At 31.7% G+C, this 25,093-nt stretch carries 16 protein-coding genes; 5 read left to right on the forward strand and 11 right to left on the reverse strand.

Annotated features, from left to right (window positions below; translation table 11 throughout):
- Nucleotides 1-14: 14 nt before the first annotated feature.
- From EI427_RS08140 to mtaB, 9 genes are all read right to left on the reverse strand, one after another.
- Complete coding sequence (locus EI427_RS08140; protein WP_126613477.1) at nt 15-1,694, reverse strand: T9SS type A sorting domain-containing protein; 1,680 nt, start codon at nt 1,692-1,694, stop codon at nt 15-17.
- A gap of 143 nt (nt 1,695-1,837) precedes the next feature.
- Complete coding sequence (locus EI427_RS08145; RefSeq protein ID WP_126613479.1) at nt 1,838-4,369, reverse strand: copper-transporting P-type ATPase; 2,532 nt, start codon at nt 4,367-4,369, stop codon at nt 1,838-1,840.
- Between the two features lie 115 nt (nt 4,370-4,484).
- Complete coding sequence (locus EI427_RS08150) at nt 4,485-5,924, reverse strand: hypothetical protein (protein ID WP_126613481.1); 1,440 nt, start codon at nt 5,922-5,924, stop codon at nt 4,485-4,487.
- Nucleotides 5,925-6,122: 198 nt separating this feature from the next.
- Nucleotides 6,123-7,841 (reverse strand): efflux RND transporter periplasmic adaptor subunit, encoded by a 1,719-nt coding sequence (locus tag EI427_RS08155; protein WP_126613483.1) that lies wholly within the window; start codon nt 7,839-7,841, stop codon nt 6,123-6,125.
- A gap of 12 nt (nt 7,842-7,853) precedes the next feature.
- The gene (locus EI427_RS08160) at nt 7,854-9,086 is read right to left on the reverse strand and encodes a TolC family protein (RefSeq protein ID WP_126613485.1); all 1,233 of its coding nucleotides are present in this window, start codon (nt 9,084-9,086) and stop codon (nt 7,854-7,856) included.
- Between the two features lie 16 nt (nt 9,087-9,102).
- The gene (locus EI427_RS08165) at nt 9,103-12,861 is read right to left on the reverse strand and encodes an efflux RND transporter permease subunit (protein ID WP_126613487.1); all 3,759 of its coding nucleotides are present in this window, start codon (nt 12,859-12,861) and stop codon (nt 9,103-9,105) included.
- 101 nt (nt 12,862-12,962) lie between these two features.
- Complete coding sequence (locus EI427_RS08170; RefSeq protein ID WP_126613489.1) at nt 12,963-13,379, reverse strand: HYC_CC_PP family protein; 417 nt, start codon at nt 13,377-13,379, stop codon at nt 12,963-12,965.
- A 100-nt stretch (nt 13,380-13,479) separates the two neighbouring features.
- Nucleotides 13,480-14,676: a hypothetical protein gene (locus EI427_RS08175; RefSeq protein WP_126613491.1), complete on the reverse strand. Its 1,197-nt coding sequence runs from the start codon at nt 14,674-14,676 to the stop codon at nt 13,480-13,482.
- Between the two features lie 131 nt (nt 14,677-14,807).
- On the reverse strand, nt 14,808-16,127 hold the full coding sequence (gene mtaB, locus EI427_RS08180) for a tRNA (N(6)-L-threonylcarbamoyladenosine(37)-C(2))-methylthiotransferase MtaB (protein WP_126613493.1): 1,320 nt from the start codon (nt 16,125-16,127) through the stop codon (nt 14,808-14,810).
- Nucleotides 16,128-16,301: 174 nt separating this feature from the next.
- On the opposite strand from mtaB, the gene EI427_RS08185 reads away from it, so the two are divergent.
- Nucleotides 16,302-18,149 carry a M61 family metallopeptidase gene (locus EI427_RS08185; protein WP_170178421.1) on the forward strand — a complete coding sequence of 616 codons (1,848 nt, stop codon included), beginning with the start codon at nt 16,302-16,304 and terminating at the stop codon, nt 18,147-18,149.
- A gap of 34 nt (nt 18,150-18,183) precedes the next feature.
- Nucleotides 18,184-18,987, forward strand: a complete 804-nt coding sequence (locus tag EI427_RS08190; protein WP_126613497.1) for a 3'-5' exonuclease — start codon at nt 18,184-18,186, stop codon at nt 18,985-18,987.
- A 248-nt stretch (nt 18,988-19,235) separates the two neighbouring features.
- Here the strand turns inward: EI427_RS08190 and EI427_RS08195 are convergent, their stop codons facing one another.
- The gene (locus EI427_RS08195) at nt 19,236-19,781 is read right to left on the reverse strand and encodes a hypothetical protein (RefSeq protein WP_126613498.1); all 546 of its coding nucleotides are present in this window, start codon (nt 19,779-19,781) and stop codon (nt 19,236-19,238) included.
- A gap of 238 nt (nt 19,782-20,019) precedes the next feature.
- On the opposite strand from EI427_RS08195, the gene EI427_RS08200 reads away from it, so the two are divergent.
- The 3 genes from EI427_RS08200 (at nt 20,020) to EI427_RS08210 (ending at nt 24,503) form a co-directional block, all read left to right on the forward strand.
- Nucleotides 20,020-20,985 (forward strand): DNA/RNA non-specific endonuclease, encoded by a 966-nt coding sequence (locus EI427_RS08200; RefSeq protein ID WP_126613501.1) that lies wholly within the window; start codon nt 20,020-20,022, stop codon nt 20,983-20,985.
- Between the two features lie 186 nt (nt 20,986-21,171).
- The gene (locus tag EI427_RS08205) at nt 21,172-22,920 is read left to right on the forward strand and encodes a PAS domain S-box protein (protein WP_126613502.1); all 1,749 of its coding nucleotides are present in this window, start codon (nt 21,172-21,174) and stop codon (nt 22,918-22,920) included.
- A gap of 29 nt (nt 22,921-22,949) precedes the next feature.
- Nucleotides 22,950-24,503 (forward strand): SLC13 family permease, encoded by a 1,554-nt coding sequence (locus EI427_RS08210; RefSeq protein ID WP_205727914.1) that lies wholly within the window; start codon nt 22,950-22,952, stop codon nt 24,501-24,503.
- A 40-nt stretch (nt 24,504-24,543) separates the two neighbouring features.
- On the opposite strand, the gene EI427_RS08215 is transcribed toward EI427_RS08210, so the two are convergent.
- Nucleotides 24,544-25,035 carry a cupin domain-containing protein gene (locus tag EI427_RS08215; RefSeq protein ID WP_126613504.1) on the reverse strand — a complete coding sequence of 164 codons (492 nt, stop codon included), beginning with the start codon at nt 25,033-25,035 and terminating at the stop codon, nt 24,544-24,546.
- Nucleotides 25,036-25,093 lie beyond the last annotated feature (58 nt).

Raw genomic sequence — 25,093 nt, forward strand, 5'->3', positions numbered from 1 at the left:
ATTAAAAGATCTTTTTATTTCTTGATAATTTTAAAGGTCTTCTGATATTTCCCTACATTCACCTTTACAATATACAACCCTCCTTTTATTGAGTTTGGCATCATAAAAGATGTCAAGAAATTACCACTTGTAGATGTTATCAGGTACTCGTTTTTAATTTCTTTTCCTTTAATATCAAATACTTGGTAAGTAATTTTTTGATCTTCAGAAATTCCTTCAAAATAGACTTTACTTAATTCTCCATTCTCTACAAAGGTAGGATACACTGAAACATTCAATTCTCCTTCATTTAAAGATGTTACAATTCCGTAATAGGCTACCGTTCCATCAAAATCGTACTGAGCCAATCTATAATATTTACTTTGTGATATATCTAAATATTCATAATCTAATTTCACATCACTATTTCCAGCTGCAGCTAAAGAATTAATGACTTGCCAATTTCTTTTATCATCAGATACTTCTATATCAAACCTCTCACTATTTTGTTCTGAAGCGGTTGTCCACTCTAAAAGAAAACCGTTTAATGTTTTTGTTCCTGTGAAAGAGATTAAGTTTACTGGGAGGTCTGGGGTAACAGTTGGTGAATAAGTTTTATCTAATGGGTTATTAATTGCTTCGCAAGTACCATATGTAGCACACGTATTTAGAACGGGATCCCCACTATTTGCTTCACATCTATTACCTTCTCCTTCGTAATCAATTATAATACCTCCATCTGATCCATCAGGGATTTCTATAGTTATTGTCTTTGAACAAGGTACATCGATTCCTTCATGTACAACCATTGTACCATCTAAATACCAATTTCCTCCACTTCCATCGTTAGTCAAAGACGATACTTGTCCAATTACTTCAAGTAACCCATTACTAACAATATTTATATCCAATACATCTGCTATTAAGTCACCTTCTAATTTTGCATTACCTGTTGAACTTATATTTAAAGTAGAACCTGACCCACCTTGATCAAAATCAGATTCACCCTTAACATATAAATCACCATCAAGATTAATTGTCCCTGCACCGAAATCTAAACCACCTAAAATATTTAATTCCCCAGTAGAATTAATATCTAATGTGATGTTATTGTTTAAAAATGCTGATCCAGAAATATTAACACTCCCAGAAATATCAACCTCAGCAGAAGATGAAATTATTAAACTCTCTGCATTGAATATTCCATTTTCACAAACTGTTAAATCTAGTGCGTTACTTGCAGTTAAAGTAGCATTTAAATTTAATTCACCACAAATTGTTAAAGATGTTGAATTAGTATTTATTGTTAAATCATCTTCAATTGTAACTTGTGCTCCTTCTTCTATTGTAATTGAACTCTTTGCATCTACAGAAAAATTTGTAACATTCACTACCCCACCATTTGATATAGTAAGTATTGATATCTCATTATTTGAGTCAAAGCTTAAATTTGGGTATGAAGATGCTAAATCAAAACCTATTTCTATCGTATAACCACCCCAACCATTGTCGGCATTACCGTATTCAATAGTCGAATTATCTGGAGGTACGTTGCCACCTTCCCAATTTGAAGGAGTTTCCCAATCAGCAAGTGTTGCAAAGATAATATTTCTTGAAGGTCTATATGTCTGACCAAAAGAACTTATTGAGTAAAAAATCAATCCTATACAGAGTATCCTCCATAAAGCATTTGTATTGATTGTTAGAGCCTTCATTTAATTATTTAGCTGATAATATTATTGCACTGAGATTATTTATTTTTGAAATATAAAAAGATTAGCAGCTTTTAACAACAAAAAAACTCCCTAATAACCATTTGATTATTAGAGAGTTTAATTTTGTATACATACAACACTACTCACAAGACAACCCTCTTTAATCTCATTGCATTTGTTATTACAGATACCGAACTAAAACTCATTGCTAATGTGGCTAACATCGGTGATAATAGAATTCCAAAAAATGGAAATAAGATACCAGCTGCAATAGGAACACCAAGCACATTATAAAAGAACGCAAAAACTAAATTTTCTTTAATGTTCTTCATCACTTTAGTACTAAGCGTAAATGCTTTTAATAAATTTGATAAATCACCTTTTAATAAAGTAATTTCTGCACTTTCTATCGCAACGTCAGTGCCGTTACCCATTGCTATACCAATATCAGCTTTTGTTAAAGCAGGTGCGTCATTAATGCCATCCCCTGCCATAGCCACTTTAAATCCTTTGGATTGATACTTTTCGACAAATTTCAATTTATCTTCTGGTAAACATTCGGCTTTAAAGGTAGTGATACCTACTTGATCGGCTACATAAGTAGCTGTTTCTACATTATCTCCTGTTAGCATAATCACTTCAATGTTTTTCTTTTGAAGTGACTCTATAGCTTCTTTACTTTCCTTTTTAATTTGATCTGCTAAGGCAATAGCACCAATAACTTTATTATTATTGCTGACATAAACAGTAGTTATATTTTTCTTAAACTCTTTCTGAACTTTACTTTTGATAGTGAACACATCAGCTTCACCCTCCATCATTTTAAGATTTCCAATTTTAACATTTCGATCTTTAATCACTCCATTAGAACCTTTACCAATTTCATAAGAAAAATTAGTAGATTCTAGTAAGCTCAAACCTTTATTCTTGGCTTCTAAAACTATGGCCTTTGCAATTGGATGATCACTATTTTTATCTAACGAGGCTGCTAAACACAAAACATCATTAACAGTATAATTACCTGAAGCAATAACCTGATAAACAGTTGGTTTCCCTTCTGTAATAGTACCCGTTTTATCAATCATCAAAACATTTACATCCCCTAAACCTTGGAGGGCTTCTGCATTTTTAATTAATATACCATTCTGTGCACCTTTTCCTGTTCCTACCATAATTGACATTGGAGTTGCCAATCCTAAAGCACAAGGACAAGCTATTAATAACACTGCAACTGCATTTACCAAAGCATAAGTTGCGGCATCTTCGCCATTATATAAAAATAGCCAAAGTAAAAATGTAATAATAGATACACTTACAACAATTGGTACAAAATATTTTGCTATTTGATCTGCTAATTTTTGTATTGGAGCTCTAGATCGGCTAGCATCATTCACCATTTCAATAATTTTTGACAATAATGTCTCTTTACCTACTTTAGTTGCTAGCATCAGAAAACTTCCATTGGTATTAATTGTACCACTAGTTACTTTGTCACCTTTTTTCACTTCAACTGGAATCGGTTCCCCAGTTATCATTGCTGTATCAATAGTACCATGCCCGTCTATTAAAACACCATCTACTACAACCTTTTCTCCTGGTTTAATTCTAATTACATCATCTACTTTTATATGCTCAGCTGCTACTATAATTTCTTTATTCTCTTTTACAATTGTAGCTGTAGATGGTGTCCAATTAAGTAATGCTTTTAATGCTGAATTTGTCTGAGAATGTGCTCTTAATTCCATTAGCTGTCCTACCATTACTAATAATAAGATTACACAAGTTGCTTCAAAATAGACATCTACGGCACCATTTTGTTTAAATTGACCTGGAAATACATTGGGGAAGAATAAAGCAAAAGTACTAAAAACAAAAGCTACTGTTGTTCCTATCCCTATTAATGTCCACATATTAAAATTTCTTGATACAATTGATGACCAAGCTCTTTTAAGAAAAACCCACCCAGTATAGAAAACCATTGGAATGGTTAATACAAACTCTATTGCATTCCATGATGTTTGAGACATTAACCCTAACATTTCATGATGTAAAGCAGGAAATAGATGTCCTGCCATTGCTATAAATGCAACTGGAATAGTAAAGAAAAGACTTAACTTAAAACGTTTTGTCATATCCGTTAAAGCCTCATTTTGTTCTTCTTTATCTTGTTCCGTTATTATGGGTTCTAATGGCATTCCACAAATTGGGCAATCGCCAGGTGTATCATATTCAATATCTGGATGCATTGAACAGGCGTATTTAACTGGTGTTTTTGCCTCTGGAATTTTCTCTAGAGGCATACCACAAATAGAACAATCACCCATTTGATCGTGTAGCAAATCACCTTCACATTGCATTGGGCAATAGTACTTACCCGCATTATCGGCTGTTACTTCAGGTTTATCATATTCAATTTCAGGAATATCGTGTAGTATTTTATCGGCATAATCTTTAGCATCAACCTCCTTTGCAGAAAGTTGTTCTTTCACCAAATACCCTTTTTCACTAATAATTTTATTTATACATTTCTGGCAAGCCCCTTCGGTTACTACCCTCAGAATATGCCCATCTTTTATTTCCCAATCTATAACTCTTGGATCTGCATCCAATAAAGGTTGCACTTTAGCTTCACAAGCTTTGCAACCTAATGTTGTATCTAAAACTAATTCTTTCATAATTCTATTGAATTGTTTGTTGATACAAATAACAACATTAAAGTTGGTTTTTAATGTATACTATTATAGTTGAAATGTATATTTTTATTGAATATATGGAAGTGGTATAGTCTTCTTATTTTATTACAAAACGCATTGTTTTCGCTTCCTTACCATATCTAATCGTAATAAAGTACAAACCAGTATTTAAATCATTTTTAATATGATAAGATTGTAAAGAGTTACCCAATGATAGATCAAGAAATTGATTTTCTTCTACTATTTCTCCTTTCAAATTAACAATTGAATAACTTGAACTAGTACCAAATTCTATACCTTCAAAATTGATATATAAATACTCTCCTCTACCTACAAAAGTTGGATATACATTACTTTTAAAATCTGTTTTTTGATTAAAAGTGAGCACACCAAAATATTCAACTTTACCATCAAAATCATACTGAGCTAACCTGTAATAAGCACTAGGTTTATTTGTATCATCAAATTCATATTCAACAGTAGAATTACTATTTCCTTGAGCAAGTACAGAACCTATAACTGTCCAATCTTTTTTATTTGAAGAAACTTGTATATCAAATCGTTCACTATTTTGTTCTGACGCGGTTACCCACTCTAATTTCACACCTTCTTTTTCTTCTGTAAGTATAAATGATATTAAGTTGACGGGTAGATCTTCTGGATTTTCTGAATTTCCTATTATCGCTTCACAAAATAATTCACTGTTACATGACTGCGGTAATTGATCATTATTTGGATCACATTTAAGTTCTACGTCTAGGTCTACATAAACACCTCCTGTTGTCGTGTTTATATAAATTTCATCCTCTTCTCCTTCTCCAACATCCAAATGTAAATAACAATCAACTTTGATTCCTCTATGCACAATTAAAAAACCATTAATATCCCACTCTGTATGTTGGCTCTCGTAACCCATGATATATTGTCCTTCAATTTCAAGTATTGCATCTTCTTCCACAACTAACATTACACCAGTAGTATTAAAATCACCTTCAAATTTTACCACTGCATCAGAATAAATATTTAAATACTGTTCTTTTGTAAAATTTACATTATTTAAAACAGTAAAACTGCCGTAAATATCAAATGTTACAAATGCCCATTTAATAGTAAGCTCTTCTTTAACTGTTAATGAAGCATTTTCTTCTATTTTAAGGGTAAATCTTATTTCGTTGTCAAGAATATTATTTATTTCCACAATTGCCCCATTATTAAAATTCAAAACACTGAGATAACCAAGTGGCTGAAAGTATAATGAAGTTGAAATATCATTTTTTTCAAAATCAAAATCAATTGTTATGATATTTGCATCAGAACCAGAACCAAATTGAATGATATCTTTTTCATCTTCATCATTATCTTTACCAGGATAATCATCCACATTCTGATTGGATTCATTTAACCAAGTATTTGCGTCAGTCCAATTCTCAGCTGTCAAGGTAACACCTGAGTTAAGTCTAAATGTTGCCCCTTCAATTAAAAAGCAATTTGTGAAAAATAAAATGATAGTACACAGTAGAGATATGTTGCAGTTCATATTAAGTAAAGTTTAAGTATTTACTCAACATTAAAATAATGATTACAATTTCACCCTATTCCATCTCATACAATATTACTTTATTAATACGTCATTTTTACTTACACACAATACTACTATTTGACTATCAATACTTTAAAGTACAATAAATTACATAATAATGCCCTAGTTAATTTCATAACTAGGGCATTAAATATGTTATATTTCTTTTTTAATTTCCCCACATTTCAGCATCATATCACCATAATAAGGGTTAAGAACCTCCTTTGTATTTGACAACCAAGATGCACCCATGTCGTCATTAGCCATTGGACAATACATTAGATAAACCTTCTCATTTTTAGATAATCCAAATCGTTGAATCATATCAGATAACTCTTTTGATACTTGAACAAAAAACCTTCTCCGTGTATCAATATTGTCTGCTTTTACCATCTCATTTAAATTCATTTTGAGATTGGGAGATGTCTTCATCCAAAACATATGTGCATCACCTTGTAACATATGCATAGAAATTGTATTTAAACTTTTTTGTAAAGTGATTGTGAATTCTTCAGCACGTTTATCATCACTAGCAACAAAAGCATCTTTTACAAGTAAATAATTTTGATATACCTTCTTAAAGGATGCTGCAAATTGAGCACTCACTTCATAAGTAGAAGTTGGTTCTGTTTCAACTCCAATCTTTTGACTTATCATACTTGGTTTACCTTTCAATTGGGCAGCAGCGTCTACAGTGTATGTACCTTGAGTTACCACCCTATCTCCATCTTTTAAACCTTTTTTGATTATATAAGAATTGGTTAATTCTGCCCCAAGAACAACCTCTTTCATTTCAAATGTTGGTGTATCTACGTTAGGAACTTTAACATATACAACAGAGCGTGGACCAGTCCACATTACAGAAGACTTAGGGACTACAATCACTTCATTATTAACAGGTAGTTCTGCCTGAATTTTTCCATTTACAAACATTTCAGGCTTTAATTTATGCTCTCTATTTACTACATTTCCTCTTACAGAAGCAACTCTTGTTTTAGGGTTAATAAACGGATCTATAAATGATACTTTTGTGGTGAATGTTTCGCCAGGATAAGATGTAACAGTAAATGAAATCTGATCGCCAACTTTAACCCAAGCCAGATCACTTTCATACGCATCAAATTTGACCCAAAGTCTAGATAAATCTGCCACTTCATAAAGAATTTTGCCTTGCATTACATGGTCACCTTCTAACACATTTAGTTGTGTAATTACGCCACTAATATCTGCTCTTATATCAAAAACTGTTTTTACTTTTCCAGATTTGTCAATTTCTCGAATCTGCTTTTCAGATAACTTCCAAAGCCTTAATTTTTCGATTGCAGAACGCAGTAATTGAGGGTTAGAATCCTTTACTTTTTTAGCTTCAAAATACTCCCTTTGTGCAGTAACCAATTGTGGTGAATAAAGAGTTGCTAACTTCTGACCTTTTTTTATTTTTTCTCCAATATAGTTCACATAGCTTTTTTCAATTCTACCTGCAATATGCGATGCTTGTGCATACGTTCTTCGTTCATCTACCGCTATTTTACCTTGCATTTGTAAAACTTTTTTAGGTGATGATTTCAAAACGCTAGTAGTTTGAATGTTCGCTAAAGCTGTAGCAGATTTCGATAAAGTAATATGATTTACATCTACACTCGTATCACCTGATTCTGGAATTAGCTTCATTCCACATAAAGGGCAATTTCCTGGATCCTTTTGATGAATTTGAGGATGCATTGAACAGGTATAAAATGTACCTTCTGTATGTTCATGATGTGTTGAAGACATTTCTTCTGAAGTACTTTCACCTCCAAAAAACAACCAACCCATAAAAACGCCTACTACAAATACGATAACTAATGTTCCGTATGATTTTATATATTTTTCCATGATTATTTAATCTTATAATCCTGTGATGTAATTTATTTTTGCCAAAGCTTCTAGTTCTGTTGCTTTGCTATTATGTTGTCTAAACTGAAAACCTAACTTTTGTAATTGCAAACGAAGTAATTCTACAAAAGCATTTCCCTGACTATTTGCAACTGAGTAGGCTTCTTGTTGAATCTGAATTGCCTGATCTATTTGAATCAATTGTTTTGAGATGAGTTCAAATTCTCTTTTAGCATCATCATACTGATTCTGTGCCGTTAAATATTCAATTTGTAATTGTTGTTTAGTGTCCTCCTTCCGTAATGCTACTTCTTGATTACTTAAACGAAGCTGTTCTTGTTTACCAGAATATTTTTTAGCGTTAAAAAGTGGGATGGAAAGACCAACCATAGGCATAATTGCATTCTTACCACTGTTGTCTGAAGAAACACCTTGGACAGTACCCAAAATACTATAATCAACAGATAATTTAATTTGTGGAGCAGAAGACTTTTGAACCGCTTTAATCTCTTCCGAATACATATTCTGCATCGCTTCTAAAGACTTCAACATTGGGTTTTCATCAATAGAGGCCTCTTCTTTAAAGAAACTGATACTATCCACTAATACTACAGATTCGATATCTTTATTAAGTAATAAATAAAAATTCTGATGTAAAAGGAGACTATCTTGCTGGAGTGTTTTTACTTTATTTTTGGCTTCTTCAATCTCCATCTGAACCCTTAAAATATCTACCATAGAACCTTTTGAATTCTCATATTGAGTATATGCAACAGACTCAAAAGAATTTAAGATTGCCACATTTTCTGATGCAGACACCAAATCTTTTGAATTCTGAAGAAGCTTAAAATAAAGAGCTCGAACTTTGTATTTAACAACATTCTCTGTTCCTTTTTTGTCTGCTTCAGCAATGGCTACTTTCTGGTTGACAACTTCATATTTTTGATTTCTTGTTCCAAACCAAGGAAACATCACTCCTGCAGATACTTTATGGTTAATAGGCCCATTTTTAGTCTCAATAGGCATTGCTCCATAACCATACATTACATCAAAACTAGAAATACCTTCTCCTTGTATTTCTTTTTTTCCTGCTGCTTGAACTTGTATATTTTGAGCCGCTGCTTGAACACCAAAATGATTTTCTAAAGCAATTGAAATATATTGATCTAAATATGAATTTTGTGCTTGTGTAGTCATAATCGAAATCATGAATACTGCAATTGATATATAATTTATTTTTTTCATTTTACATCAATTTATATTATGATTTTAACTGAGACTCCTTTACCGCACTATACAAAGTTGGCACAACAAAAAGCGTTAATAAGGCTACTGACATTCCCCCAAAACCAGGAATTGCCATTGGTTTCATTATATCTGCACCTCGTCCATTTGATGTTAGGATAGGTATAAAAGCCAGTAAAGTTGTAGCTGTAGTCATTAAACTTGGTCGGATTCTACGTTTCCCTCCTTCCAATACTGCAGCTCTAATTCCTTTAATTGAAGTGGGATTATTCTTAGAAAAAGATTGATCTAGGTATGTTGCAACTAAAACGCCATCGTCTGTAGCTATTCCAAATAATGCAATAAATCCAACCCAAACAGCCACACTTAAATTAACTGGGTGAACATTAAAAAGATCACGCATATTTCCTCCAAAAATAGTAAAATCTAAAAAGCCCGATTTACCATAAAGCCATAGCATTAAAAAACCGCCACTAAAGGCTACTGCTATCCCAGAAAAGACCATAAATGTGGTTTTAACCGATTTAAATTGTAGATATAAAATGAAGAAAATAAGAAGTAGACAAATTGGCATTACAATAGACAATCTCTTCGATGCTCTCACTTGATTTTCATAATTTCCAGAAAATTTATAGCTAACTCCATTAGGAACAATGAGCTCTTTTGTATCAATTTTTGATTGAATAAATTGAGAAGCCTCTTCTACCACTTGGATTTCAGAGAATTGAGGCAATTTATCTAAGAGTACATACCCTGTTAAAAAAGTATCTTCACTTTTTATAGACTGAGGCCCTGCCACATAATTAATTGAGGCTAATTCTTCTAAAGGAACTTGGATACCCAATGGTACATTTACCATAAACTTTTTTAATACCTCTGGGTTATCACGGTATTCTCTAGCATAACGCATCCTAACCGGATAACGCTCCCTTCCTTCTACAGTATAAGTTAATGGCATACCACCAATTACCATTTCTAAAAGCATTTGCATGTCTTTAACACTCATGCCATACCTCCCTATTTTTTTTCTATCAATTTCAATTTCTAAATAAGGTTTCCCTACTATTCTATCAGCAAAAACGGCTTCTTTCTTTACAGAAGGCACTTGTTTTAATAGTTTTTCTAATTGAACACCAAAGTGCTCTATCGTTACTAAGTCTGGACCAAACACCTTTATTCCCATGGGTGCACGCATACCCGTTTGGGTCATAATCAATCGCGTTTGTATAGGTTGTAATTTTGGTGCAGATGTTAACCCCGGAAGTCGAGTAACTTTAATAATTTCTTTCCATATATCATCTGGAGATTTTATATTCTCTCTCCATTGTCTAAAATATTTACCGTCTGCATCTAAAATTAAATCCCCTTCACTATTTCTAAGGAAATTACCTTGTTCATCAATTTTAAAACGAAGTCTTTCTCCATTTTCATCCGTTTTATATTCTGATTTATAATTAATGATATTTTCATACATAGATATTGGCGCAGGGTCTAATGGTGATAATGCTCTACCTGCTTTCCCTACAACTGAAGCTATTTCTGGAATATTCTTAACAGCCATATCCATGAGTTGTAAATTTCGTTTCACTTCAGAAATCCCTGCATTTGGCATTGCAGAAGGCATAAGTAAAAAACTCCCTTCTGATAATGACGGCATAAATTCTGAACCAATTCCAGAAAATATACTGTTCATGTTTTTAAACGCCTTATTATCGGTAATATCAACTCCAAGTTTATTTGAAATTGAGGTTAACGGACTTATCAATTTAGAAAAACCTAACCAAGAAGATATTCCTGCAAAGACAATGAAAAATACAAATGATAGAAATGTCACTTTATTATCTAGGCACTTGGTAAGTACCTTAGGGTAAATCAAAATAAATAATTGAAAGCCTCCAAGTATAAAACCAATGAGACCTGCAACAAAAACAAAGTTTTTAAAATCGCTTTCATCTGGTCCTAAAGGAAGCCATTCCATTGCCAAAGCATAAGCTATTATTGATGCCACAAAGAGGCTTCTTCCTCTAGAAAAATTTGAAGATGATTTTAAAAGAACAGTGAGTTTATCCTCTAATAGATTATAAATACTCAAGACAATAATTGCAATACCTAACCAAATTTTTGAGATAAAACAGACTCCAAAACCTAAGAGTATAAATATGAAATTTAATAACTGCTTACTTTTAAATGTTGTTTTACGTTGCTCTTTAAAAAAATAAAAGGCAAAAGTAGGTAAAAATATAAGTGCAACTATAACCGATGCTATCAAAGCAAAAGTTTTAGTATAGGCTAATGGGGTAAATAATTTTCCTTCTGCTGCTTGAAGTGTAAATACAGGAATAAAACTGACAACAGTAGTAGCAACAGCAGTAACAATTGCCCCAGAAACTTCTTCTGTCGCATCATAAATAACTTTTACAAGCTCTCGCCCTCTCCTTTGATCAAGGTGCTTGATCAGATTTTCTGACATGACTATCCCAATATCAACCATTGTTCCAATTGCAATTGCAATACCACTTAAAGAGACAATATTTGCTACTATCCCAAGGTACTTCATCACAATAAAAACCATTAAAACAGCAATAGGCAACAAACTAGAAATCAGCATAGATGCCCTTAAATTCCACACCATAATTAATACTACAATTACAGTAATTAAGATCTCTTGTAGTAATGCTTCATTTAAAGTACCTAATGTCTCTTTTATTAATGTTGACCTATCGTAAAAGGGCACAACAGTCATTTTTGTAACTGTCCCATCTTCTAAAATCTTTTGGGGTAATCCCTTAGAAATATCATTGATCTTCTTTTTTACATTCTCTATTACCAACATTGGGTTTGCACCAAACCTAGCAGTAACTACTCCTCCTACAGCTTCTGCACCTTCTTTATCTAAGATTCCTCTTCTGACAGCTGGTCCTTCTACAACTTTAGCAACGTCTTTAATTCTAACAGGAACATTATCAGTCACTTTTACAACTGCTTCTTCTAAATCAGATAATTGTTTTATGTACCCAACTCCTCTTACAAAATACTCTGCATTGTTCACTTCTATTGTTCTTGCACCTACATCAAGGTTACTGTTTCGTACAGAGTTCATTACTTGTTGCAAAGAAACATTGTACGCTTTTAAAGCATTAGGGTCAACATCAATTTGATATTCCTTTACGAAACCACCAACAGAAGCAACTTCAGAAACGCCATCTGCAGACATTAATGCATATTTAACTAAAAAATCTTGTGCCGTTCTTAACTCTTCAAGATCCCACCCTCCTGTAGGATTTCCATTTGGATCTCTACCTTCTAAAGTATACCAAAAAACTTGTCCTACTGCCGTTGCATCAGGACCCAAAATAGGCTGTACACCTTCTGGCAGTGTTCCTGGAGATAGACTATTAATCTTCTCTAAAATTCGTGTTCTTCCAAAGTAAAAATCAGATTTATCTTTAAAAATGATATTGATGGTTGAAAAACCAAACATAGAATTACTACGGATGCTTTTTACATCTGGAATACCCAATAAACTTGTTGTTAAAGGGTAAGTAATTTGGTCTTCAATATCTTGAGGTGATCTACCTGGCCAATTTGTAAAAACAATTTGTTGATTATCACCTATATCTGGGATTGCATCTACTGCAACTGGATTATACGGTATGTAGCTATTTATTTTTGATTTAAACGGACTATGCATTAGTCCCCAAAAGATAACCAAAAGTAAAAGTGCAATCGTTACTACTCTGTTATACAGAAAGAAACGAACAATTTTATTGATCATGATTTTAATATATATAGTAATTGATAGTCTTATTAAGTTCGACTATTAAATTGAAATAATAACAAAAGTATTACACAAAAGAGTGTAAACTTTAATTCCAATTATACTATAAATACTGAATGAGCCACATTTATGGCTATAGATAAAAATATTGGGGGGGATTTCACTTCGTAAAAAACAAATTGCATTGGATTTTGCAATCTTAATGTGCTTTCAGGAAGAATAAATGAATAAACCGAAGTCCATAAATTAGAAATATCTTCTTGGTAAGTATAAGAAGGTACTTCGATAACATCAATTACTTGATCGTAATGGCTATCTACTTTTACTTGTTTGGTTTGGTTATCACAACAATCAGTTTTTTCTTTCATATCCATAGACATCTCACAACATTCATGAGATGGCTCTAAATTAATAGCTTTTAGCATTCCTTGGCATACATGAGCATTTGCCATGACACCAATTGTACCGACTATTAATACAAAAGATAAAAAGATATTTTTGATTAATTGTTTCATTCATAACTAATGTAAAGTACTTAAAAATAAAACCCAAGTACATTAACAATAATAACAAAATAAAAGGAGCCAGCTTTATAAAACTGACTCCCTCTTTAAATTAATAACTAATTACTTTAATATATCTTTCAAGATGTAATTTCGTTGAACTTGGTACCTTAGGTGAAAATCTTTCTGTATCTGTTATTGGGTTATACTCTATAAAATTTGCAGAATTATTCGGATCCACATCTGAAGTTCTATAATACTCATCAGAGAATGTCGTAAAAGCACTTGCAAAATAAATATCTGTTGACCATAATTGGTGAACGTATTGTAATTCTGCAACAGTTGGCCTTCTTGCCTCATAAGATTTACCAAAAATTCCTATTTGCAAATCACCTGCTACCCAATCTTGTATAGAACCTGTGTTCCCTTTAAGAATTAAATATATCTTTCTATTCGCCTCATCTATTTTATGAATTACAAAATTTGAAGAAGTATAACCTCCTAATCCCCCAAACTCACTTACTGTTAAAGGGTAAAACAACCCTACTTGAGATGGTACAGTTGTCGTTTCTTCAATAACATCTGATTTAATAATTTCTCCATCAGCATATTCTGCATATATTCTAGCATAATATTTAGTATCTGGAGATAATTGAATCATATACAAATAAAGACTTGAACCTAGGTCATCGGTGTTAATTATTTTCATAGAAGATGAAAAATCTTTATTGATTGAATATTCAACTCCTACTTCAGCCGGTCTTTCTCCAATAAATTCTGTAGATGCACTAATAGCAAACTTTACATAATCTGTCCATCTATTACCATTTTTATCTTCACCAACTGCTACATTAGAAAATGTAGCTGCTCTTTGATCTGTATCAATCGTAGATGGGAAATTTACTTCTACTTCTTCTCCATAATAATTAGTTCCACTAAGGGTTAATACATATGATCTCAAATAGTATTTTTTTGATTTATCTAAGTGTTTAACAGTCGCCGTATAATCTAATCCATTTTCAACCATCGTTAAAACTTGATTGTCATCTGCTTCTGCATCTATATTACTTTTTTCGTTTAGCAAAATGTCATATCTAATGATATCATCAGGCTTGTTCTGACTGAAAGTACCTGTAACAGTAAGGTTTACCGTATTTCTAGATGTAAGTGCATAATCAAGATCATTAACTTGAATTAGGGCTTCATAATCTTGTTCAGGGAGCTGGTCAACGATTTTTATTTCGTCGGATGAACAAGAATACAATAGTGCTAGGATTAACAGAAATGCTAGGTTTAAGGGATTTTTCATTACGTTCTTAAAATTTAAATAGTTACTTTGAATTAAAGAACAAAAGAAAGCAGGTAAATGTCAATTAAAAATGTTAATATTTGATAATAAAAAAAAGAGACATATGTAGAATATGTCTCTTTTTTAATCACTTAGTGTTTTTCGTAAATCACTTTTGGTTCTCTAATTTCTACAATGCATTGATCATTTATAGAAGTTAACTCCACAGTTTTTAACTCATTTACTAAGGCAGGATCATACTTAGCTTCAACCCTAACGTAGTTTTCTGTAAAGCCAAACATATTTCCTTCTTCTATATCATGTTCAAATAATACTGTTCTTGTTGTACCTAGTTGAGATTCATAAAAAGCTCTCTTTTTCTTATCTGAAAGAATTCTAAGCATTTTTGATCTTTTAGCTCTTTCCTGTTTTGGTACAATACCATCCATATGAACGGCATCTGTATTAGGTCTTTCTGAATAAGTAAATACATGTAGATAAGCTACATCTAATTCATTCAAGAAATTATAAGTATCTAAGAAATCTTCTTCAGTTTCACCAGGGAAACCAATAATAACATCGACGCCAATACATGCATCTGGCATCTGTGATTTTATATCTGTAATACGAGACTTATATAGATCTGTTCTATAACGTCTTCGCATTAATTCTAACATTTTATCAGAACCCGATTGCAGTGGGATATGGAAATGTGGCACAAATTTATTCGAAGTAGAACAAAATGCTATTATTTCTTCATCTAATAAATTCGGCTCTATTGATGATATTCTGAAACGTTCAATTCCTTCAACATTATCAAGCTCTTTTAGTAAATCAATAAGACGTTCTTGTCTACGTCCATCTACAATACCAAAATCGCCAATATTTACACCTGTAAGTACTACCTCTTTTGTATCTTGAGCAGCCACTTCTTTTGCATTCTCAATAACATTAGCAATAGAAGCACTTCTACTTTTACCTCTTGCCAGTGGTATAGTACAAAATGAACATTTATAATTACAGCCATCCTGTACTTTAAGGAATGTTCTTGTACGGTCATTCATAGAATAGCCAGATACAAACTCTTTTGTTTCCTTAATTTCAGTTGCTAAAACTTTAGGTGTGTCTTCTTTTACAAAGCCATCTAATAAGTCTAACAATCTGAATTTTTCAGCTGCACCTAAAACGGCATCAACTCCTTCTAATTCAGAAATCTCTTTTGGCTTTAATTGTGCATAGCAACCAATTATTGCAACATAAGAGTTCGGTGAAATCTTTTTTGCTTCACGAACTATTTTCTGACACTTCTTATCAGCATTATCTGTTACTGAACAAGTGTTGATAATATATATATCGGGTGTTTCCGAAAACTCTACTTTTTGGTATCCTTTTTCTAAAAACTGTCTACCAATTGTAGATGTTTCCGAAAAATTAAGCTTGCAACCAAGCGTATAGAAAGCTACTTTTCTCATTACTAACTGAAAATTAATGACTTGCATTTTAACACAAGAAATGCAAAAGTACATAGAATGTTATTCAATTGAAAATAATGGCAACAACGTATGTTAACTTCTTTAATAGACTATGATATTCAATGCAATTTTGTATTTTTGTTAACTTTTTATTTTTTAATCTGCGAGGAAGGGATGAGACAGTTGTTGATACTTTATTTTATATTTTTTACTTGGTTTAATACTACAGCTCAAAACATAGATTTTGAGTATAATTATGCTATTAACCTAAATAAAGTTGATACTGACAAAATAAAAGTAACATTGCAGTTTCCTGCTTCTAATGACGCACTTCTTGTATATCAATTCCCTTCTATTATTCCGGGAACATATAAAGTATATGATTTTGGTAGATTTATTACAGATCTAAAAGTCTATGATGCTGAAAATAATTTAATTACTACAGAAAGGCTTGATGTTAATAGATGGTCGATTGATAACCAAAAATCAAAAGCAAGAAAAATAACGTATTGGGTTTCTGACACATGGGACTCTATGTTACCTTCTAGGGTTTTTGAGCCAGCGGGAACAAATATTCAAAAAGATAAAGTTTTTGTTCTAAATAATCATGGCTTTTTCGGGTATTTTGAAGGTAAAATGGAAGCTCATTTTTCTGTAAAAGTATCTAAGCCTAGTAATATGTTTGGTGCCACTTCTTTAAAACCGCTAAAAACTAGCTCTCTAACAGATACATATACTGTAGAGAATTATCATAGGTTAGTCGATAACCCTATAATGTATTCTGAAGCGGATACTGCATCTGTACAAATTGGTTCTACCAATGTTTTTATTGGCTTATATTCTCCTAATAAAAAACTAGATGCAAAAACAACTGCTAAAAGTTTGAAAGAGGTGCTAAAGGCACAAGAAAAATTCTTGAAAGGAAAATTACCTACAGATCATTATACATTTTTAATTTATTTATCTGATAAGCCAAGTAATTCTGGTGCGAATGGAGCTCTAGAACATTGGAATTCATCTTTCTATTTCCTTCCAGAGATGAATCCTAAATCTCTTTTACCTATCATTCAAGAAATTGCCTCACATGAGTTCTTTCATATAATCACTCCACTTAGTATACATTCTGATGAAATAGCTGAGTTTGATTTTATGCAACCAAAAATGTCACAACACCTTTGGCTATATGAAGGTGTTACAGAATACTTTGCTGGGCTAGCATTGGTACAAGAAAATGTAATTTCCGAAAGTGCATATTTAGAAGCCTTACATCAAAAAATTATAACATCAACAACATTATACGATCGGAACTTGCCTTTTACAGAATTAAGTAAAGACTGTTTAGATAAATATAGTGTTGAGTACAGTAATGTATATCAAAAAGGGGCATTAATAGCATTTGGATTAGACCTCGTTCTTTTAGAAAACAGTAATGGAAAATACTGTTTAAGAGATTTAATGTTAGATTTAAGTCAGAAATACGGAGTTAATGTTTCCTTTAAAGACGATCAACTTTTCGATATTATTGAAGACGTTTCAAAAATACCAGAAGCTAAGGAATACCTTTTAAAATATGTAACTACCTCTACTCCTCTTCCTTTATCTAAGATGTTTGATAAAATTGGGATCTTATATCAAGAAGAGAAAATTAGTAGGACAACCACTTTTGGTAATGTAGGGTTATCTATGAACGATAAAGATCAAATAATTATTGATGATGTTACGGAATTAGACGAATTTGGAAAAAAAATAGGCTATCAAAAAGGTGATGTTTTATTAGAGTTTAACAAAAAAGAAATCACAGCAGAAAATATTGGAACTATAATAAACGATTTCGTAAATCACCCTGAAAACTTTCCAAAAGTAAGAATTTCAATTGAACGAAACGGTAAAATCATTAAATTGAAATCAAAAGCACAAATTAACGAACAGATCGAAGAGAATGTTTTTGAAAAAGAAGATAACTGTACTCAAGACAAACAAAAATTATTTGATGTTTGGCTAAGTAAATCATCTCAAAAATAAAATTTGAATAAAAAATAAAATACATATAAAGCACATGAATTTAAATTTACGTAACCCTCTATTAGTTTTTGATTTAGAAACCACTGGAACTAATGTAACTAAAGATAGAATTATTGAGATATCTATGGTTAAAGCTGAAGTAAGTGGTGAGCGTATTATCAAAACATACCGTGTAAATCCAGAATGTCACATTCCTTCTTCTTCGAGTAAAATTCATGGTATTTATGATGAAGACATTAAAGACAAACCTACTTTTAAGCAAATTGCTAAAGAAGTTGCTGCTTTTATGAAAGGTTGCGATATTGGTGGTTATAATGTTTTAAGATTTGACCTTCCTGTAATTACAGAAGAATTTTTAAGAGCAGGTATTGAATTTGATTTCAGCCAACGTAAAATTGTTGATGCTCAGAAAATATTTTTCCTAATGGAACCAAGAACATTAGGTGCTGCACTTAAATTCTATTGTGGTAGAGAACTACAAGACGCACACTCTGCAGAAGCTGATACTATTGCCACTTTAGACGTTATAGATGCTCAAGTAAAACATTACGAAGGTGTAACTATAAAAGATAAAAACGGTAAAGAATATCAACCTGTACAAAATGACATGAATTCTTTACATGATCTTACAGCAAGTAACCTGGTTGACTTTGCAGGGAGAATGGTACTAAATAATGAAGGAAATGCCATTTTCAATTTTGGTAAATACAAAGGTAAATCTGTTGTCGAGACACTAAAGAAGGATCCTCATTATTATGATTGGATTATTAATAACGACTTTGCACTTGATACAAAAAATAAGCTAACTCAATTAAGACTAAAAAGTCAATTTGCTTAAAGTCAACTTTTAAGTAAAAATGCTCATCAATAGTTAACTATCGATGAGCATTTTTTTGTGGTATAAAAAACCGTAATCTCTTCTAAAAAAAGATTACGGCCGGGTAATTAGGTTTTACAGGAAAATTTATGTTCTTAAGAACTGCCTCATCCTTTTACTAATTACGGTTATTTTTTATCGACACTCATAGTCATTCACAGTTGTTATCAAATTTTTATGAATCAATAACAAAAGGAACTGTTTATGAATTACTTAATACTTTGATGAAAAGAAATATATCTATTTGTTTCATCAAGTGGTTTTCTATCGTTCTTTACTGACTTTTTATTACTAAAAAATTCATAATAGATATTCGGCTCAACTTTATTGTCTACAGCTACTTTACATGTAACAAACTGATGATCAGACATTCTACCTACTACACCAATCGAATTAAGATCGTGTAAATCAAGTAAATCGTATAACTTATCTCTTTCTTTAAGGTCTGTTACAATGTAGAACTTATTACAAAACTTCATTGCTCCTTTTAGTTTAGGGACAACAGTTTGGTAAGATTCTTTATCAACAATCATAAATCCAATTACTATGTTTATAGATGGATTATTAGAATGCATAATCACATCTAAAGTAATATCAGAACCAATAAACTTGTAATCTTTTAAAAGTTCTATGTTTTTTGTTCTTACTCCTGCTTGTAATAGAATCGATTTTCCAAGCGTACGTTTCAAATTAGAACATAAACTTAATTGTACATCTTCTTTTATAAAGGATGGGGTATTAAAATTTGAAGTCATAGTCTTTTATTTAGTTATTAATAAAGCTTAGCATAGAAATTGATTTCGATGCGATCTCACACAATACACAACGTTTTCTTACTATTTAGTACCGTAAGAGACTTAATAAAAATGTTAAGACAAAATTTTTTACCAATTTTTATTAAATGTTTATCAATAACATAATAATACAAATGAAATATATGATTTAATTAAGTAATTTTACTAATTCTATTAACACTATACGATCGTTATTAAAATGATATACTTTACTCCAAAAAACCTTTTTTACATATTCCTATTAGCTTACACGTTTATTTCTATTGAAGTAACGTTAGCTCAAAATAAAGATAATTTCCCTGTTGAATTACTACCTATTTCAACATGCGATAATTGTAACAATCAAATAATTGAACATACTTATTATACCGTTTCCTACAATGAAAAACATGAACAAGCAAATTGGGTAGCTTATGAATTGACTTCTGATGAATTAATCAAGAATGCATCAAGAACAAATGATTTTAGAGCTGATCAATATGTTACGTCTATTTCAGCTGAATTAGATGATTACAAAGGTTCTGGATACGATAGAGGGCACTTAGTTCCCGCTGCAGACATGTCGTTCATTGCAGAAGCCATGACTGAAAGCTTTTATTTCTCTAATATGAGCCCACAAGACCCTAGTTTTAATCGAGGTATTTGGAAAAAACTAGAAGAACAATTTAGAGCATGGGCTCAGGAAAAACATAACATTTATATTATTACAGGCCCTGTTTTAGAAGATGGACTTTCTACTATTGGTCATAACAAAGTAAGTATACCTAATTATTATTACAAAATTGCGGTTCATTATAACACTCAAAATAATGAATATGAATCAATTGCATTCTTATTGCCAAACAAAAAAGGTGAGCAAACATTAAGTGAATATACAGTTACAATAGACTCAATTGAGTCACTTACTGAGCTAGACTTTTTTAGCACTCTATCTGATAGTCTACAAATAACATTTGAAAGTAGTCTTTCTAAAGGAGATTGGAACTACGATTCGAAGTATAACCCAATTTCAAATAATCAACAAACCTCTAACAACGTAAACGATAATAGCAGACAAACTGAAAATAATACAAAAATAAGGTGTAGCGGTAGTACTAAAAAAGGAACTCAATGTAAAAGGTATATTGGTAATACCTCTGAATTTTGTTGGCAACACAAAAAGTAAAAAAATTACTATTTTCATTACAAAAGTACCTATTCAATACATTTCATATACTAATTGGCTATTATAGCCGTTGTGAATTAAAGAAAAACTGTATTTTGTTTAATAAATTCACGTTTATTAATAATTTTTCATTGATTCTAATTTTTTTTATCTAACTTACAGTAAGTCAGTATTTAACCACTTTTTATGCAAGCTTTAATACAAAATAGGCCAAATAAAAGAAATACTTCTAATAACCAGCAAAAACATTACATCCTCATTAACAACAATGGCAATGTAAAATACATTTCCAAAGATTTTTTGAATGATGTACATACTTTTGAAGTAGGAAGATCTATTGCCGTAGGTTTATCTCCGAAAAATCAAATTAAGCTTAAAAAGAAAATTACTGAAGCTTTAATTAAGGACGAAGCTATATCCTTCAATTTTACAATATCACAAAATTCTAGACCTCATACATATAAGGTTCAGTTATATCCTATTCACATAGAAACCTCTTATGTAAATGCCACTTTTAAGTTGGTTAATCAAGAAAGAGATTTACAACTAAAGCGTCTAAAGGATACTTATTTTCATTCTATTGATGGTATTATATGGGTAGATCCTTTTTCTAAAGATATTCTTTATGCTAATCCAGCTTTTTCAAAAATTTCTGGTTATGAAGCTTCCGAAGATGTAATCACGAAAACTTTTCATGATTTTGTTCCTGATAAATTAAGTAAGGAAGCAAAATCTGTTTTTGCAGAACTAAAAAAGAAAAAACAAGTTATTAGAGAGACTTATATTCAGAAAAAAGATGGTATAATTATCCCTGTACAGATAACCGCATCTATTGTCTCTTCTGATGATGATACTCCTTACATTGTCTGTTTTATTAAAGATTTATCTGCTTTAAAAAGTGCTAGAAAAGAATTAAAAGATAATCAGTTACGTTACGAAGCTATTCTTGATAATTCTAAAATTAAAATTTGTCAGTTTGATGAAAATTTAAAGCTCACGTGGTGTGGTTCTAGTTCGAATAGAAAGACAACTGACTTTTTAGGAGATGAACATATAGGTTTAGACCTAAAAAAAATATTGAATAAAGATACTGGGAATGATATTTTCAATTTTCAGAAAGAAGTTATAGAAGCAAATATTACTGCACACCAATCGTTTAAAATTGGCTTTAATATTGAGTGGAAAGCAATTGAATTGTACCTTTCTCCTATAATTGTAAATAAAAGGGTTATTGGTTTAAATGCTGTCTTCCTAAATATTTCAAACCAGAAAAAGGTTGAAGAAAAATTAGACCATTTTATCTATCGAGCAGCTCATGATTTAAGAGGCCCGTTAACTACAGTTCAGGGTTTAATTCATTTAATGAAAGCGGACACACGTAATCCGCAACAATATATTAAACTTTTGGATGAGACGATTTGGACTCAAGATATGCACCTGCAAAAGATCCTTGCATATTATTACAATCAAAAAACGGATATAAATTCTAAGGCAATTGATTTTACTTTAATTCATAGTGAATTGGTAGATTTCTTAGAAAACTCAGGATATATTATTAATATTTCTTTCTCAAATAATACAACTTTAGAAAAGACTATAACCTCTGATGCAGAGCGAATTTCTTTATTATTTAAGAATATCTGTACAACAATCTTACAATTAGTATCAAGAGATATTTCTATTAAATTATTAATTGAAATTAAACTCCACAAAAATGGCGTTTACCTCTCTTTTACTGATAATGTATCACCAAGAAACCCTGTAGCTTCAAATAATGGCTTCGACAGGTCTATGTCTTTGAATTTTGCACATGATGATTTTTCAAGAGGTATATTTATTACTTCAGAAATTGTTGATAAGCTACAAGGGAAATATCAAGTAAAATACTCATCAAACAAAATGCAAAAACTTGAAATTATACTCCCTAATATTTAATTTTATCCTCTCCTATTTCTATTAAAATAATGAAAAGAAGTGACCTTGATCCTGATGATTTAAATAACAAGGAACAACAAAATTATTCATCTTCACACCCAGAAAACCCAATTACAAACCAAGCACCTGATTTACTCTCTTATTCAAAAGAAAAAATGATTGGAGGCATTGCCGGTCCAATAGCATTCTTTTTTATAAAATATGCAGGTATTCTTCCAAATGATATTAGTGAGGATGGTATTACTGTTATTGCTTTAGCTACTTGGATGCTGGTGTGGTGGGTTACCGAAACAGTTCCAATAGCAGTAACCGCTTTACTCCCTTTGGTGATTTTTCCATTTTTTAATGTATTATCTATTAAAGCTACTGCAGCCCCTTACAGCAATCCCATAATATTTTTATTTATGGGTGGTTTTATGGTGGCATTAGGTATGGAGAAATGGAAGTTGCATTTAAGAATTGCATTAGGTATTGTTAGAATGACAGGGACTAAGGCAAATCAAATTGTTTTAGGCTTTATGGTTGCCACTGGCTTTTTGAGTATGTGGATATCAAATACCGCAACTACAGTGATGATGCTCCCTATTGCTGCTTCCATAATTAATCTTTTACTTAAAGATGATAAAGGTATAGACCCAAAAGATGCAAAAAACTTTGCTACATCTTTAATGTTAGGTATTGCTTATGCAGCTAGTGTTGGTGGTATTGCTACACTAATTGGAACTCCACCAAATGCTATTTTTGGTGGATTTATGAAAGAGACATACAATATAGAAATTGACTTTTTTAATTGGATGTTACTTGGAGTACCATTCTCTACTGTAATGATGGGTATAGTATACATTGTTCTTTTAAAATTTGTCTACCCAAATAATCTCAAAGAATTAAAAGGCGGAAAAGAATTAATAGAAAAAGAGTATCAAGATTTAGGTCCAATTCAATGGGAAGAAAAATGTGTTGGTATAGTATTCTGTCTAACTGCTTTTTTATGGGTATTTAGGTCATTAATAAATAAATATGGTCCTATCACTTTAAATGATTCTAGCATTGCAATTTTTGCAGGTGTTTTACTTTTCATTATCCCATCCACAAAATCTAAAGGCACTTTTTTGCTCGCTTGGAAAGATACTGAAAAACTTCCTTGGGGTGTTCTTGTTCTTTTTGGAGGAGGTTTAAGTATGGCTAGCGCCTTAGGTAATGCTGGGGTTATAGAATATATAGGAAATTTAATTTCATCTTCTACATCAGTACATGGTGTATTTATGATGATGTTACTTATAAGTATTATACTTTTTGCTACCGAAGTGATGAGTAACACTGCCCTAGCAACAATATTTCTTCCTGTTGTAGGAGGTGTTGCTGTTGCACTTGGAAATGATGTATTAACTTTTGCAGCTCCTATAGCTATGGCTGCAAGTTGTGCTTTTATGTTACCGATGGCAACTCCACCAAATGCAATCGTTTTTGCGAGTGGCCATGTTACAGTACAACAGATGGTAAGAGCTGGAGTAACGCTTAATATAATATCAGTATTACTATTAACCTTACTATCTCAAACATTAGTACCTCTTATATTCGAATAAAAAATAAAGGCTTTTGACACATAATCAAAAGCCTTTGTTTTTACTTCTTAAATCTATCTATCAACTCGGAATACTTTGGGTATTCCTTCTTAAGTACATTTGTATCTGCTATTTCAAAGTCTTGAAACTCAAAGCCTGGAGCAACAGTACAACCAATAAGTGTATATCCCTCTTCATCATCTATTAAAGCTGCTCCTGCAAACCAGTTCCCTCCTTTAATAATATATTGTGGTACTTGACCTTTAGAAAAATCTTTTCCTACAATTGTCTCAATTAATTCTCCTTCAGGTGTAATTTCGACCAATTTAACAGGACTGCCATCATAGTAGTGCCATATTTCAGTAAATTTCAATCTATGAAATGTTGAAAAATCACCTTTACCAAGCATGTAATAAATTGCTGTAGATACATTTCGTTCTAATTTATCTTCAGGCAATAAAACTGTTTTATGAGACCTGTATGTTTCGGCATAAAAACCACCTTCTGGATGCGGTTCTAATTGTAATTGTTGGATTATTTCTGACTTCGTCATGCTTTGCTTATTATTTATTCATCAAAAGATGATGTGTTTACTCAACTTTTCAAAATAA

The organism is Flammeovirga pectinis, from assembly GCF_003970675.1.
Taxonomy (GTDB): Bacteria; Bacteroidota; Bacteroidia; order Cytophagales; family Flammeovirgaceae; genus Flammeovirga; species Flammeovirga pectinis.

What these genes read in the sequence shown, in the direction of transcription:
- EI427_RS08140 (WP_126613477.1), bottom strand. Translation starts at nt 1,694, where the DNA reads ATGAAGGCTCTAACAATCAATACAAATGCTTTATGGAGGATACTCTGT.
- EI427_RS08145 (WP_126613479.1), bottom strand. Translation starts at nt 4,369, where the DNA reads ATGAAAGAATTAGTTTTAGATACAACATTAGGTTGCAAAGCTTGTGAA.
- EI427_RS08150 (WP_126613481.1), bottom strand. Translation starts at nt 5,924, where the DNA reads ATGAACTGCAACATATCTCTACTGTGTACTATCATTTTATTTTTCACA.
- EI427_RS08155 (WP_126613483.1), bottom strand. Translation starts at nt 7,841, where the DNA reads ATGGAAAAATATATAAAATCATACGGAACATTAGTTATCGTATTTGTA.
- EI427_RS08160 (WP_126613485.1), bottom strand. Translation starts at nt 9,086, where the DNA reads ATGAAAAAAATAAATTATATATCAATTGCAGTATTCATGATTTCGATT.
- EI427_RS08165 (WP_126613487.1), bottom strand. Translation starts at nt 12,861, where the DNA reads ATGATCAATAAAATTGTTCGTTTCTTTCTGTATAACAGAGTAGTAACG.
- EI427_RS08170 (WP_126613489.1), bottom strand. Translation starts at nt 13,379, where the DNA reads ATGAAACAATTAATCAAAAATATCTTTTTATCTTTTGTATTAATAGTC.
- EI427_RS08175 (WP_126613491.1), bottom strand. Translation starts at nt 14,676, where the DNA reads ATGAAAAATCCCTTAAACCTAGCATTTCTGTTAATCCTAGCACTATTG.
- mtaB (WP_126613493.1), bottom strand. Translation starts at nt 16,127, where the DNA reads ATGAGAAAAGTAGCTTTCTATACGCTTGGTTGCAAGCTTAATTTTTCG.
- EI427_RS08185 (WP_170178421.1), top strand. Translation starts at nt 16,302, where the DNA reads ATGAGACAGTTGTTGATACTTTATTTTATATTTTTTACTTGGTTTAAT.
- EI427_RS08190 (WP_126613497.1), top strand. Translation starts at nt 18,184, where the DNA reads ATGAATTTAAATTTACGTAACCCTCTATTAGTTTTTGATTTAGAAACC.
- EI427_RS08195 (WP_126613498.1), bottom strand. Translation starts at nt 19,781, where the DNA reads ATGACTTCAAATTTTAATACCCCATCCTTTATAAAAGAAGATGTACAA.
- EI427_RS08200 (WP_126613501.1), top strand. Translation starts at nt 20,020, where the DNA reads ATGATATACTTTACTCCAAAAAACCTTTTTTACATATTCCTATTAGCT.
- EI427_RS08205 (WP_126613502.1), top strand. Translation starts at nt 21,172, where the DNA reads ATGCAAGCTTTAATACAAAATAGGCCAAATAAAAGAAATACTTCTAAT.
- EI427_RS08210 (WP_205727914.1), top strand. Translation starts at nt 22,950, where the DNA reads ATGAAAAGAAGTGACCTTGATCCTGATGATTTAAATAACAAGGAACAA.
- EI427_RS08215 (WP_126613504.1), bottom strand. Translation starts at nt 25,035, where the DNA reads ATGACGAAGTCAGAAATAATCCAACAATTACAATTAGAACCGCATCCA.